General features: G+C 50.8%; 13 protein-coding genes. 10 read left to right on the top strand and 3 right to left on the bottom strand.

All coding sequences use genetic code 11. The features are described from left to right. Positions 1-124: 124 nt before the first annotated feature. On the bottom strand, positions 125-484 hold the full coding sequence (locus H6G46_RS07560) for an IS630 transposase-related protein (protein WP_010871315.1): 360 nt from the start codon (positions 482-484) through the stop codon (positions 125-127). A gap of 103 nt (positions 485-587) precedes the next feature. After that, complete coding sequence (nblS, locus tag H6G46_RS07555; RefSeq protein ID WP_010871316.1) at positions 588-2,579, bottom strand: two-component system sensor histidine kinase NblS; 1,992 nt, start codon at positions 2,577-2,579, stop codon at positions 588-590. Between the two features lie 195 nt (positions 2,580-2,774). Between nblS and H6G46_RS07550 the strand changes: the two genes are divergently transcribed. The 4 genes from H6G46_RS07550 (at position 2,775) to H6G46_RS07535 (ending at position 6,322) form a co-directional block, all read left to right on the top strand. After that, positions 2,775-3,200 (top strand): photosystem I reaction center subunit II PsaD, encoded by a 426-nt coding sequence (locus H6G46_RS07550; RefSeq protein ID WP_010871317.1) that lies wholly within the window; start codon positions 2,775-2,777, stop codon positions 3,198-3,200. A gap of 121 nt (positions 3,201-3,321) precedes the next feature. Next, positions 3,322-4,848, top strand: coding sequence for an anthranilate synthase component I (gene trpE / locus H6G46_RS07545; protein ID WP_010871318.1), 1,527 nt, complete (start codon positions 3,322-3,324; stop codon positions 4,846-4,848). 89 nt (positions 4,849-4,937) lie between these two features. Next, entirely contained in the window at positions 4,938-5,846 is a 909-nt protein-coding gene (gene crtE, locus H6G46_RS07540) for a geranylgeranyl diphosphate synthase CrtE (RefSeq protein WP_010871319.1), read from the top strand. Between the two features lie 80 nt (positions 5,847-5,926). Then, positions 5,927-6,322 carry a hypothetical protein gene (locus H6G46_RS07535; protein WP_010871320.1) on the top strand — a complete coding sequence of 132 codons (396 nt, stop codon included), beginning with the start codon at positions 5,927-5,929 and terminating at the stop codon, positions 6,320-6,322. Here the strand turns inward: H6G46_RS07535 and H6G46_RS07530 are convergent. Continuing rightward, positions 6,303-7,175, bottom strand: coding sequence for a CPBP family intramembrane glutamic endopeptidase (locus H6G46_RS07530; protein WP_010871321.1), 873 nt, complete (start codon positions 7,173-7,175; stop codon positions 6,303-6,305). The genes H6G46_RS07535 and H6G46_RS07530 overlap by 20 nt on opposite strands. Positions 7,176-7,251: 76 nt before the next feature. Here H6G46_RS07530 and phoU point away from each other — a divergent pair, with 76 nt between their 5' ends. The 6 genes from phoU (at position 7,252) to H6G46_RS07500 (ending at position 14,248) form a co-directional block, all read left to right on the top strand. After that, positions 7,252-7,926 (top strand): phosphate signaling complex protein PhoU, encoded by a 675-nt coding sequence (gene phoU, locus H6G46_RS07525; RefSeq protein WP_010871322.1) that lies wholly within the window; start codon positions 7,252-7,254, stop codon positions 7,924-7,926. A gap of 161 nt (positions 7,927-8,087) precedes the next feature. Further along, positions 8,088-8,543: a ribosome maturation factor RimP gene (gene rimP / locus H6G46_RS07520; protein ID WP_041425902.1), complete on the top strand. Its 456-nt coding sequence runs from the start codon at positions 8,088-8,090 to the stop codon at positions 8,541-8,543. Positions 8,544-8,618: 75 nt separating this feature from the next. Further along, positions 8,619-9,995 (top strand): transcription termination factor NusA, encoded by a 1,377-nt coding sequence (nusA, locus tag H6G46_RS07515; RefSeq protein WP_010871324.1) that lies wholly within the window; start codon positions 8,619-8,621, stop codon positions 9,993-9,995. 63 nt (positions 9,996-10,058) lie between these two features. Beyond that, positions 10,059-10,313 carry a YlxR family protein gene (locus H6G46_RS07510; RefSeq protein WP_010871325.1) on the top strand — a complete coding sequence of 85 codons (255 nt, stop codon included), beginning with the start codon at positions 10,059-10,061 and terminating at the stop codon, positions 10,311-10,313. A 259-nt stretch (positions 10,314-10,572) separates the two neighbouring features. Then, positions 10,573-13,578: a translation initiation factor IF-2 gene (infB, locus tag H6G46_RS07505; protein WP_010871326.1), complete on the top strand. Its 3,006-nt coding sequence runs from the start codon at positions 10,573-10,575 to the stop codon at positions 13,576-13,578. Position 13,579: 1 nt separating this feature from the next. Then, the gene (locus H6G46_RS07500) at positions 13,580-14,248 is read left to right on the top strand and encodes a glutathione S-transferase family protein (protein WP_010871327.1); all 669 of its coding nucleotides are present in this window, start codon (positions 13,580-13,582) and stop codon (positions 14,246-14,248) included. Positions 14,249-14,342 lie beyond the last annotated feature (94 nt).

The raw sequence follows: 14,342 nt of genomic DNA, 5'->3' as shown, positions 1-14,342 counted from the left end.
TGTCTATCTCCATAAACTTTTTTTCCTTTTTTTGACCAGGCATAAATACAAGCCTGGATTGCTTCGAATCCAGATTCATCTATGTAAACTATAGCTTGACTACCATAGAGCTTAATTAGTTCTCTTAACATTCTATAGTACTTAACTCGTTCCTCCCGGTTTCTTTCTCGATAACGTAGTTCTTTTTTTTTCTGTTTATTTTCATTTTCTTTAATGCGTAATATACGGCACTCGGCCTCACTCCAAATTTCTTGGCTCTGTCTATCAATCTTGCATCGGGATTTTCTTCTACGTCTTTTTTTAGAGCTTCCCAGTCTAATTTCCTATGGCGACGCTCTACTTTTGTTGGGCTTAAATCTACTCTATTTAACCATCTGTATATCGAGGCTTTTCCTATTTTATATATCTTGGAAGCCTCAGTTATTTTTCCTCCAGCTTCTATATAAGCTACTACCCTTTGCCTTAAATCTAAACTGTAAGCCATTGTTTAAACCTGTTCATTTTGTACACTCCATAATTTTACATTAAATTCTCTCATCGTTAATTGAAATGACTATACTTTGGGATCAGGGTTGTCAAAGCGAAACCTAGCCCACCACCATCAACATGGATTGATACACGGCCAGATCAAACCAAAAAGTAGTACCCACCCCCACCTCACTGACTAAATGGATTTGGCTTTGATGTTTGGCAATGATATTTTTGACAATGGAAAGCCCCAACCCAGTACCCTCCAAAGTGTGAACCCGGTTTTCCACCCGATAGAACCGCTCAAAAATGGCCGCCTGATCCTCTGGGTCAATGCCGATGCCAGTGTCAGAAATTTCCACCCGTACTAGGCCAGGACCATCCTCTGCTCTAAGGTTACTACGGTGGAGGGGATAGGCTCGGACAATGATTTTTCCGCCGGCTTTAGTGAATTTAAACGAATTACCAATTAAATTGGTCATTACCTGCAGGAGTAGGTCGTAGTTACCCAGAGCGAAGGGGAGATCCGGGTCCAAAATTTTTTCTAACTGTAGTTGTTTGTCCTTAGCATTAAGTTGGTAACTACGTAAGCTTTGTTCAATTAGCTGGTACAAATCAACTGCATCTAACTGGTAAATTTTGGAAGACTCTAGCTTGGATAAATCAAGGACATCGTTAACCAAACGACTCAGGCGATCGGTTTCGTGGTTAGCGGTTTCTAGGAATTCTTTACGCTCCACTTCGCTCAAATCTTCCCCAAACTCACTCAAGGTTTCAATGAAGGATTTGATATTAAACAAGGGAGTTCGTAATTCGTGGGAAACATTGCTAATGAACTGACTTTTGGCTTCATTTAATTCCACTTCCCTAGTAATATCCTGCACCGTCATGACAATGCCCCGTAAATTTTCCCTGTTCTGATCCAACACCTGGGTCAACATCAGACGAATGGTGCGGGGAAACGGTTGGGTCAGGCTAATGCGAAATTCTTCCGGGGCGTAGGTTTTATCCTGCTCCTCTTCCTGAGGCCCATGGCCGGGGGAAAACAGCAAACTTCCTTGGTCAGCGGCCAATTCCCTCAGGGGTTGGGTAAGTTGGGCCGTGATTTCCGGTGGCAAATTTTCCAGGAGATTTTCGCCAATAATTGGCTTATTTTCCCAGGCGAATAGGCGACGGGCAGTGGGATTGACCAACAAAAGTTGCAAATTGGTGTCCACTAACATGGCCCCATCGGCGATCGTGGAAACAAGGGTGTCTAGCTTCGCCTTCTCCGCAGTCAACTCTTCAATATTTTGGGCTTCATAACGCTCCAGCCGCTCCGCCATCTCGTTGAAGTTAACGATTAATTCCCCCAATTCTCCCCCAAAGGGCAAGGTGATTCTCTGCTTGAAGTTCCCAGCAGCGATGTTCTTTACTCCTAGCAGCAGTTCTTTAATGGGCTGGGTAATAGTTAGGGCATTGAATACAGCTCCGAGAATTACCATCACCCAAATGGAAATAAAAACTGCAATGGTCACATCCCTGGTTAGGTTAGAAGAGTTGACCGCAGCGGGGTTGGGGTTGATACCAATCGCCAGAACTCCGAGGAACTTGCCCTGGTATTGGAGGGGAATAAACACATCGGTGACATCGCCATTGGGAGTGTGGTGTTGCCGTACAAAAGGCTGGTCAAAATTATGGGGATCAATCTGGGGTAATTCGATGCGCCGCTCTAGGGTGAGGGAGTTTTGAACCGTTTCTTCAGAGTAGGGAATACCAAAAAAGATCTTGCCAGAGGGGTCCGCATAGATCATGTAGCGGATATTAGAAGTATTTTCGTAAAAGCGACTGGAAAACCGGGCCACCTCCGTCAGATTTTTATCCGCAATCATAGGGGCAACATTGGCCGCCAACAACAAACCCACATCCCGGCCAAAACGGGTATCCACCAATTGGGCATCCTCTTGGATCGTATTTACTGCCCAAAAAGTTAGCCCACTCATTAACAGGGACACCACCAAGGTGGCCGCGGCCATCAACCGGGTTTGTAGGTTGAACTCAGACCACCATTTACGCAGAAAACCCTGCATAGTCTGCAAAATCGCCGTTGGATTGGACACAGAAGTCCCCATAATCTCCTTGCCAAAACTCCTATGATTCTATCTCGATTACACCAACCTACTGGGCGTTCTAACAGAGATGCTCTACCCATTGTCCTGGGGAGCAGAATTTGGTGAAATGTTACAGTTCTTGACAAAGCCAGATGGTAACCGTAGGTCAGTGGTAGGATTCCCTAAAATACCTTATGAAATTCCATTTTCATCCCTATGACAGAACTCTCTGGACAACCGCCTAAATTCGGTGGCAGCACTGGTGGACTTCTCTCCAAAGCCAACCGGGAAGAAAAGTATGCCATCACCTGGACCAGCGCCTCTGAACAAGTTTTTGAAATGCCCACTGGCGGCGCGGCCATCATGAACGAAGGGGAAAATCTCCTTTATCTAGCCCGCAAAGAACAGTGTTTAGCCCTGGGGACCCAGCTACGGACAAAATTTAAACCCAAAATTCAAGACTACAAAATTTACCGTGTTTATCCCAGTGGTGAAGTTCAATACCTCCACCCCGCCGATGGCGTTTTCCCTGAAAAAGTTAACGAAGGTCGGGAAGCCCAAGGTACTAAAACCCGCCGCATTGGCCAAAACCCAGAACCTGTAACCATCAAGTTCTCCGGTAAAGCCCCCTACGAGGTCTAGTTCCTGGCTCTACTTGCTTGCGGAACTTGCACAATTGGCAGAAGTTTAACTAACGGGCGAATTTGTTAAAGGCACTACTGAACCTTTGACAGTTCGCTCTTTCAATGTTGGCAAAGGTTTTATGATTTCCCCTGGGTTTTCTCACTTCACTGAACTCGCCCAACAAGGCAATTTTATTCCGGTGTATCAGGAATGGGTGGCGGATTTAGAAACGCCAGTTTCTGCTTGGTACAAAGTTTGCTCTAGCCAACCCTACAATTTTCTCCTGGAGTCGGTGGAAGGGGGAGAGAGTATTGGTCGCTATAGTTTTCTCGGTTGCGACCCCATGTGGGTGCTAGAAGCCAGGGGCGACGAAACTACCCAAGTTTTACGCAATGGGCAAACGGAAACCTTTCGGGGTAATCCCCTCGATATTTTGTCCCAATGTTTGGAATCAATCCGTCCGGTGAATTTACCCCAACTACCTCCGGGCATTGGTGGGCTGTTTGGGGTTTGGGGTTATGAGCTGATTCGTTGGATGGAACCCAGGGTTCCTGTGTATGAACCCCAGCCGGAAGATCCACCCGATGGCATTTGGATGCAGGTGGACCATCTCCTCATTTTCGACCAGGTCAAACGCAAAATTTGGGCGATTGCCTTTGCGGATTTGCGGGGGGAAAATGTTGATTTGGAAACTGCCTATCGCAATGCTTGTCAACGGGTGACGAAATTAGTCCTGCAATTACAATTACCTCTGCCGCCGGAAGCCACCGCCCTGGAACTGCTCACCAAAACCCAACTTGAGGGTAAGGAACTGAACTACAGCAGTAATACGGAGCAAGAAAAGTTTTTAGAAGAAGTGGCGATCGCCAAGGATTACATCACAGCGGGGGACATTTTCCAGGTGGTGCTTTCCCAAAGACTTTCCACTATTTACCGGGATGATCCCTTCAAGCTCTACCGTTCCCTCAGGCTGATTAATCCTTCCCCCTACATGGCTTATTACAACTTTGGCCATTGGCAAATTATTGGCTCTAGCCCGGAGGTGATGGTCAAAGCCGATCGCCAACTGGATGGCAAATTAATGGCCACGGTACGCCCCATTGCTGGCACCAGACCCAGGGGCAAAACCCACCCAGAGGATGAACAGTTAGCCGAAGAATTGCTGAACGATCCCAAAGAAATCGCCGAACACGTCATGCTGGTGGATTTGGGTCGCAATGATTTGGGACGGGTTTGCGTTCAGGGCTCAGTCAAAGTGAATGAGTTGATGGTGATTGAACGTTATTCCCACGTCATGCACATAGTCAGTAACGTAGTGGGAGAACTGGCATCGGATAAAACCGCCTGGGATCTTTTGAAAGCTTGTTTTCCCGCTGGCACCGTCAGTGGTGCACCGAAAATTAGGGCCATGGAAATTATTAACGAGCTGGAACCGGAACGGCGGGGGCCCTACTCCGGAGTCTATGGCTACTATGATTTTGAAGGCCAGTTAAATACGGCGATCGCCATTCGGACCATGGTGGTGCAGGAACAGCCAGATGGAGCCCATCGGGTGTCGGTGCAGACCGGAGCTGGCATTGTGGCCGATTCCGATCCCCAAAAAGAGTATGAGGAAACTTTAAATAAAGCGAGGGGACTTTTGGAAGCCATTCGTGCCTTGTCCTAGGTTTCTTCCATCACCCCTACCTGTAAAATGGGCTCTAGTTGCCGCTCCCGGCCATTGCCCAACCCCGTTATTTAGTATCCAGTGACAGTATGGTTGCCCAACAAACACGAACCGACTTTGATTTAGCCCAATACTTACAAGTTAAAAAAGGTGTGGTCGAGGCAGCCCTGGATAGTTCCCTGGCGATCGCCCGGCCGGAAAAGATTTACGAAGCCATGCGTTATTCTCTGTTGGCGGGGGGCAAACGATTGCGACCGATTTTATGCATTACGGCCTGCGAACTGTGTGGCGGTGATGAAGCCCTGGCCTTGCCCACGGCCTGTGCCCTGGAAATGATCCACACCATGTCCCTCATCCATGATGATTTGCCCTCCATGGATAATGACGATTTCCGCCGGGGTAAACCCACTAACCACAAAGTGTACGGGGAAGACATTGCCATTTTGGCCGGGGATGGACTGCTAGCCTATGCGTTTGAGTATGTAGTTACCCACACCCCCCAGGCTGATCCCCAAGCTTTACTCCAAGTTATTGCCCGTTTGGGTCGCACGGTGGGGGCCGCCGGTTTAGTGGGGGGACAAGTTCTAGACCTGGAATCGGAGGGGCGCACTGACATCACCCCGGAAACCCTAACTTTTATCCATACCCATAAAACCGGGGCATTGCTGGAAGCTTCCGTGCTCACAGGCGCAATTTTGGCCGGGGCCACTGGGGAACAACAACAGAGACTGGCCCGCTATGCCCAGAATATTGGCTTAGCTTTTCAAGTGGTGGATGACATCCTCGACATCACCGCCACCCAGGAAGAGTTGGGTAAAACCGCTGGTAAAGATGTCAAAGCCCAAAAAGCCACCTATCCCAGTCTCCTCGGTTTGGAAGCTTCCCGGGCCCAGGCCCAAAGTTTGATTGACCAGGCCATTGTCGCCCTGGAACCCTTTGGCCCCTCCGCCGAGCCCCTCCAGGCGATCGCCGAATATATTGTTGCCAGAAAATATTGATCCCTTGCCTCAAACTAATTTCCCGTTAAGCTAGGGACAGTTTTATCTGTTCATTGCATTAATTGAACTCACTACTCACCATGCTGGGAAATTTTCAACATAGCCAACTCCGCATTGAAGTGGAAGCAACGGCACCGGTAATTCGGGACAGCTTAACCAAAATTCCCCAACTGCGGCAATGGTTAGCCCCCCTCCCCCTGGGAGAAGGTTTGCCGGAGCGATTGATCCCCGGTGTTACGCTCCACACTGGTGTGGGTTTAGCCACATTAACCCAAACGGTGGACCGGGTAGGGGATGACCATTTGCGTCTCATACTCAGTGGGACCATTGACGGTTTCCATGAATGGTACTGGGGCGATGGTTGGGTCCAATCCCGTTTGGAAGGTATTTCCCTGTTGCCCCTAAATTTAGGCCAGACCCTTAGTTTACTCAAGCTAAAGCAATTTGTTACCACCGTTAAAAGCCCAGTCGTTTAAGCCAGGGCTTTTCCCCTTGGTTGACTAGCCAAAGTAAGAGGCATAAACCAGCGATACCCATCACTCCGGAAAGAGGATTGCGGTCAATGCCCGTCACCCAAGCCGGCATTTTTTCCGTATAGGTCACTAATTGCCCCACATTGACAATGTAATAGGCCCAGACCATGCCCCCGTGGAGACCAATGCTATGGCCCAGGCGATCGCCATGGCGGCGTTTAGTAATGCCTAAGCTCAAACCCAACAACACCAGAGCGGGAAATTGGGGCAGGGTGCGGATTACTTCTCCTAGGGGCTTCAGGAAATGGAGCACAGCAAAAATAATGGCGTTACTCGCCAAGGAAGTTTTGTTGCCATAACCCTGTTCCAACTCCTTTAGTAACCAACCCCGAAAAAATAGTTCTTCTGCTAGGGCTACTCCCAACCCAGTGAGGCTTCCCTGCATAATAATTGTCCAGAGGCGATCGCCAGCGGGTGCCAGCACGGCCCAGCCCAATAAGCCCTGGATGATAAATAGACCGAAGGTAAAACTAAAACCAAGCCCCAGCCCTCGCAATAACTCCACTCCCTGGCGACGATTCCAGCCCAGACCGTAGACTCCATAGGCTTTTAAAGACAGGGGTGTTTGGTAGCACCAATGACTCCAAAAAATTAGCAGGACCAGGAAAATTAAAAATAAAATCCCCATCACCACAATGGAACGCAAATTGGCATCGGCGATCGCCAGGGAAAGGGGCACCAAGAAAGGCAACCAAGCAGCGGCCAACATTACAATGAACACACCAATTCTCCATGGAGCGGTCAGTTGAGCAATGGCCTGCTGATTGAAATTGAAATTAACGGTTGATTTTGGCATTCCGGTCTTTTCCCATACCCGTAGGTGGTCCTAAATAGTCTGTTCAGTCGATTTCTTTCCCCATCCCCCTAGTATCATGGCCGCCAGTTTATCCCAACAGATTAACAATCCCGAACGTAGTTACTTTGAGCAAGCTCTCAAACGGGTAGAGCAAGACGTACTCCGCATGGGTGCCTTAGTGGAAGAATCCTTCCGCATGAGCCACCAGGCCCTGTTTGAGAATAGGTTAGAAACCCCCCTAAAAATTGCCGAATTGGAAAAGGAAATTGATCGCCTCTACCGCCATATCGAGCAGGAATGCGCCAGTTTCCTCACCCTGCAAGCCCCCGTAGCCCAAGATCTGCGTCTACTCAGCGCCATTATGCAATTAGTGCGGGATTTAGAAAGAATTGGCGACTATGCCCAGGATTTGGGGGAAATTGCCATGAAGTTGACCCGCTATCCCCCACATCCCTGTATGGACGAAATTGCCGCCATGGCCTGGCAAGCCCAACATATGTTGGACCAAAGCCTCGTTTGCCTGACCCAACTGGACCCCAACGCCGGGGAAATTGTCAAAAAAATGGACGACGTGGTGGATGACGCCTACGATCGCCTGTATAAAACCCTCGCCTTCCAACGGGACATTAAGGGCGTAGTGGAACCAATTTTGCTTATGGCCCTAGTGATTCGCCACCTAGAGAGAATGGCCGACCATGCCACCAATATTGCCCAACGGGTTTCCTATATCGTCACCGGCAAAAGGGAATGAGATAGGGTGATTAATGGGGGAGTGGGGAGATTAGGTCGGATGGCCACGAAGATTTGCTAAACTGGACGCAGAGTAGATACGCAACGGTGCGGTCTGCCCCAATCTTGGACTTTTTTCCAGAAGTGGGTGTCCCCCGCTTTTTTTATGCCCAATTGTATTCAATGACCCATCCCGTAATTCCCGACATTCTTGCATTAGCACAGCCCATTGCCGAGGATTTGGGGCTGGAAGTGACGGATGCGGTATTCCAAACCAATAAACGTCCACCGGTGTTGCGGATTGATATCCGTAATCTCCAGCAGGATACTAGCCTTAATGACTGTGAAGCCTTTAGTCGGAGCTTTGAAGCCCAATTGGAGGAAAGCAGTTTGATCGCCAGCGCCTACGTGTTGGAAGTTTCTAGCCCAGGCATTTCCCCATACCTCGCCACGGAGCGAGATTTTATTGCCTTTAAAGGGTTTGAAGTAGTGGTTACCAGTGACAATCCCCACCAGGGCCAAAGTCAGTGGCAGGGGAGTTTACAAGGGCGAGATGGAGAGGCAGTTTACTTAAGCATTAGGGGGAGAACCGTGGCTATTCCTTTGACAGTGGGGTTAACAGTGCGGCTACCCCATTAATTGACCCTGGAGTCTAGCCAGCCTAGGTCTGGGGAAGGGCTAGAGCTTTATCGCAAATATTTTGGAGGATTTTCCATGTCTCTTGTTAGTTTACCGGGGCTCCCGGCAATGATTAGTGAAATTAGTAAGCGCAATAATTTACCCACCACGGCGGTGGAAGAAGCTCTACGGGAAGCTTTATTGAAGGGCTACGAGCGTTTTCGGCGATCGCAGTTGATGGGACACCAATTCCCCGAAGAATATTTCAACAACTTTGAGGTGGAATTAGACACGGAAGAAGAAGGCTTTCGGGTACTTTCCACCAAACGGATTGTGGAGGAAGTGGAAAATTCTGACCAACAAATTTCCCTCAAGGAAGTGCTGGAAGTGGCCGAAGAAGCTCAACTGGGGGACGAAGTAGTGCTGGATGTGACCCCAGAACAAAAGGACTTTGGGCGCATGGCCGCCATTCAAACTAAGCAGGTATTACTGCAAAAACTGCGGGATCAACAACGAAAAATTATCCAAGAAGAATTCCAAGACCTGGAAGGCACTGTTCTCAATGCCCGGGCCCTGCGCTTTGAAAGGCAGTCCATCATTGTGGCGGTGCAGAGTAGTTTTGGTCAGCCAGAGGTAGAAGCAGAATTGCCCAAACGGGAACAGTTACCCAACGATAATTACCGGGCTAACTCCACCTTCCGGGTGTATCTCAAACGGGTACGGGAAGGCTCCCAAAGAGGTCCCCAATTGGTGGTTTCCCGGGCAGCGGCGGGGTTGGTGGTGGATTTATTTAGTGTGGAAGTGCCGGAAATTGAAGAAGAGGTGGTGCGCATTGTTGCCGTGGCCAGGGAAGCCAAACCCCCTTCCCCTTCCGTGGGGCCCCGAACAAAAATTGCGGTGGACACTCTAGAGCGGGATGTGGATCCGGTGGGAGCCTGCATTGGCGCTCGGGGTTCCCGTATCCATGCGGTGGTCAACGAACTCCGGGGGGAAAAAATTGATGTGATCCGTTGGTCCCCAGACCCGGCCACGTATATTGCCCAGGCCCTCAGTCCAGCCCGGGTGGACCAGGTTTACCTCATCCATGCGGAGGAGCGCCATGCCCTGGTAATTGTGGCGGAGGATCAACTCAGTTTGGCGATTGGCAAGGAGGGACAAAACGTCCGGTTGGCGGCCCGCCTAACCGGTTGGAAAATTGACATCAAAGATCCCGAAACCTATGCCCGGGATAAGGAAGCCATTGAACAATCTATTTTGGAGCGGGCGGCGGCTTCAGCCCAGGCCAGGGCAGAACGGGAAGCAGCAGAACAGGAGGCCCAAGCTAAATTAGAAGCGGAAATGGCTGCTTTGGAAGCCGAGGAAGCTGAAGAGTTAGAGGAAACCCCAGAGGCGATCGCCGAGGTGGAAGAAGAAGTAGAGGAATGGGACCAAGACCAAGGGCCGGAGTTAGGGGAGGAAGAAGAGTTAAGCTAGGAAAGGTTGATAATGCCAGCTTTGTGCTAATTTGTCCTGACCACTCCTTGCCCACCGTTGACCATGGCCCCTGGATACCGTCGTTGCCTCAGCTGTCGCAAAGTAGGCGATCGCCGACAATTTTGGCGAATTGTCCGAGTCTATCCATCTCGAACTGTACAATTAGATCACGGTGCGGGGCGATCGGCTTATTTATGTCCGACCCATGACTGTCTGCGTAAAGCTCGCCACAAAAATCTGTTGGGGCGGGCCCTCCGAGCCCCAGTTCCCAGCCATCTCTTTGAGCAACTAGAAGCCCGTCTTCTCACCACTCCCTGAGGCGCTGCCATAAACCCTTTCCCTATCCATCACCATGGATGCCCTCTGCCGAAACTTACCCAGCGGCAGTTATCGTTAGTTAGCATTAGGAGTAAAACCATTTACTATTTCGGCTTCACCTTATCGACTCCGCAAAGCTTTCTTGGGGACAATGCCCCTGGAAAAAGCTAGTGCTCTGTCTGTGCACCTAGTCTTTGCACTCACATAAACCAATTTGTCACTTATTAAATTTATGGATCATTAGTCAGGGGGACAGTGGATGAACAACGCCAAAGTCAGAATTTATGACCTATCAAAAGAATTAAATCTGGAGAATCGAGATATTTTAGACATCTGCGAACGGCTCAACGTGGCTGCTAAAAGTCATAGCAGTACCATCAGTGAATCCGATGCGGAGCGCATCAAAGCGGCAGCTGAAAAATTCACCCCCCAACAACCGAAAAAGCCTAGAGTGGCATCCCGTCCGGAGTCGAAAGAGGATAAGTCAGATCCCAAGCAGCAAAAGATTCTAGCAATTCACCACAAACAGGAAAAATCTGGCGGTCCATCTCCGGCCCGGCCCACCCCCCCTCCCCGGCCAAAACTACAAGCGCCGAAGGCCCCCACGCCCCCCCAACCCCCCGTGGCCAAAGCTTCAGCTCCAAAGATTCAGAAACAGGAAGAGCCTGCCCAGGAAGCGCCCAAAAGTGTTGCTCCCCCCACCCAGCCTTTGGCACCGCCCCCAGTGCCCAGTTTGCAATCTCCCCCCAGTAAGCCAGCTCCCCCTACTCCTCCTGCAAAGAAAGCGGCTCCAGCCCCCCGTTTGGCAGGGCCTCCTGGTCGAACAGCCAGTCCCAACAAAACCGCTGTCCCTGCCCCCGCTAAACCCAAGGTTAACCGTCCGGAAATTGTTAGTTTGAAGGATAATCGGGGTCAAGCCCGCTCCCCCGGTGACAGGGAAGAGAAGGTGGCGATCGCCGCTCCGGAACCACCTAAGCCCAAGGTAGAATTGCGCCGGCCCAAGCCCCCCCGGCCTGAAGAGGACGAAAACTTACCAGAATTGCTGGAATTTCCGCCCCTTAGTCGGGGCAAGGGGGTCGATGGGGACAACGATGCCGATGACGGTGATCTGCTCTCCACCGAGAAACCCAAGCCCAAGCTGAAGCGCCCTACTCCTCCGCGTTTGGGTAAGCCAGATCAGTGGGAAGATGACGAAGACGAAAAAGCCAATAAGGCCAAAGCGGCCAACAAGGGCAAACGCCGGCCCAAAATGGACGACGATGACGATGACCTGGATATAGATGGGGATAATGGACCCAAGCCTACCCTGGTTAGTCTTTCCATTGCCCGTCCACCTAAACCAAAATCCTTGGCGGCGAAACCCAGCACCCCCACTGTGGCCAAGGTTAAAAAGCCCACTCTCAAATCCGAAGCGGGTAGTAGCGCTGGTGGTAGTTCCCGCAGTCGTGGCGATCGCCGGGATCGGAAGGAAGTGGTGCAAAAACCCGAAGTGATCATGTTGGACCGGAGCTTGACTGTCCGGGATCTGGCGGATCTATTAAAAATTTCCGAAACAGACATCATCAAACGGCTCTTCCTCAAAGGGGTAGCGGTGCAAATTACCCAAACCTTGGACGAAGAAACCGCCCGTATGGTGGCCGAATCCTTTGAAGTGGCCGTGGAAACCCCTGAAAGGGTCGCCGCCGCCGCTAAAACCACAGAAATGCTCGACGAAGCGGATCTGGACAACCTCGTACGTCGTCCCCCTGTGGTTACCATCATGGGTCACGTGGACCACGGTAAAACCACGTTGCTGGACTCCATACGCAAAACCAAGGTGGCCCAAGGGGAAGCGGGGGGTATTACCCAGCACATTGGTGCCTACCACGTGGAAGTGGAGCACAACGACAAAACCGAACAGATTGTCTTCCTTGATACTCCTGGCCATGAAGCCTTTACCGCCATGCGGGCCCGGGGAGCCAAGGTTACGGACATTGCCATTCTGGTGGTAGCCGCCGATGATGGCGTCCAGCCCCAAACCAAAGAGGCCATTAGCCATGCCAAGGCCGCCGGGGTTCCCCTCATTGTGGCCATCAACAAAGTCGATAAACCTGAAGCCAATCCCGACCGCATTAAGCAGGAATTGTCCGAACTTGGCCTTCTGGCTGAAGAATGGGGGGGAGACACCATCATGGTGCCCGTCAGTGCCCTCAACGGAGATAACCTGGATGGCTTGCTCGAAATGATTCTGCTCGTATCGGAAGTGGAAGAACTAGTTGCTAATCCCAACCGTCAGGCTAAAGGCACCGTGATTGAGGCTAACCTAGACCGCACCAGGGGTCCTGTGGCTACCCTCTTGATCCAAAACGGTACTCTCCGAGTTGGGGATGCTATTGTGGTGGGGGCTGTGTACGGCAAAATCCGAGCCATGATCGACGACCGGGGCGACAAAGTCGAGGAAGCCAGTCCTTCCTTTGCAGTGGAGATCCTTGGTCTAGGGGATGTGCCCGCCGCTGGGGATGAATTTGAAGTCTTTACCAACGAAAAAGATGCCCGTCTGCAAGCGGAAGCCCGGGCCATGGAAGACCGTCAAACCCGTCTGCAACAGGCCATGTCTTCCCGCAAGGTTACCCTCAGCAGTATTTCGGCCCAGGCCCAGGAAGGGGAACTCAAGGAACTCAACATCATCCTCAAGGCAGACGTACAGGGTTCCTTGGGGGCTATTTTAGGCTCCTTGGAACAATTACCCCAAGGGGAAGTACAGATCCGAGTCCTGTTGGCGTCCCCAGGGGAAGTCACGGAAACCGATGTGGATTTGGCCGCCGCCAGTGGAGCAATCATCATTGGCTTCAACACCACCTTGGCCAGTGGAGCCCGTCAAGCCGCGGACCAAGAAGGGGTGGACATTCGGGAATACGACATCATCTATAAGCTTTTGGATGACATCCAAGGAGCCATGGAAGGTCTCTTGGATCCCGAAGAAATTGAGTCTTCCCTGGGAACAGCGGAAGTGCGGGCTGTCTTCCCCGTGGGTCGGGGTAATATTGCCGGTTGTTACGTGCAGTCAGGCAAAATTATCCGGAATCGTAACCTGCGGGTGCGCCGGGGTGACCAAGTGCTCTTTGAAGGCAACATCGATTCCCTCAAACGGATTAAGGAGGACGTGCGGGAAGTTAATGCTGGCTATGAGTGCGGCATTGGCTGTAGCAAGTTCAACGACTGGAAGGAAGGAGACATCATCGAAGCCTATGAAATGACCATGAAGCGTCGGACATTGGCTACCTAGGATGTTGTTGCTCCAATTCAGCACTTCCCACTATTGCCGCAAAGCTAGGCTGGCCTTGGGTTATAAGGGCATTATTTACCGAGTTAAAAATTTAACTCCCGGTGTCCATGCCCTGCAACTTAAACCCAAGACCGGTGCCACTACTGTGCCAGTACTTTGTCCAGAACTCCCAGGACAACCGGAATGTATCAGTGATTCCAGCGAGATTTTCCGCTTTTTAGAGGAATTTTCCCCCGATCGCCGTTTATTTCCCCTGGAAGCGGAACAGAGATTGAGGGCGGAGTGGCTGGAGGATTGGTTGGATGAAAGTATTGGTACGGCAACCCGGTTTGTTTATTACGACTACCGAGCTGGGGCAGGCAAGGCCATTGACCCATCCCTTGCCAGTCAGATGGTCATTCAAATTGTCCGCCGTCAGTACAACATCAATGGCACCACCGTTGCCCTAGCGAAAAAACGATTGGCCCTGGCTTTCCGGGTTCTATCTGTTTGGCAAGATCAGTCCTATCTTTGTGGTGACCAGTTGACCATAGCAGACCTAACGGCCGCCGCTTTGCTTAGTCCCTTGGCATTGTTACCGGAATATCGAGAGTCCGTACCTTGGTTGTTTGAGCGCATCAAGGAAATCCATTTAATTTGTGGGGAACCGTTGCCGCCGGGTCTAGGTTAGGGATCGTTAAAAACCGGGTGCGCCAGAAAGTTTTAGTCACTCCTTTTACTTGCCAGGGCTAAACTAACTTTCCACCACGGGAAAAAACATCCGG

This window comes from Synechocystis sp. FACHB-908, assembly GCF_014698595.1.
GTDB lineage: Bacteria > Cyanobacteriota > Cyanobacteriia > Cyanobacteriales > Microcystaceae > Synechocystis.
The sequence above is the reverse complement of the archived record's forward strand: the minus strand, read 5'-3'. Positions and strand labels throughout refer to the sequence as shown.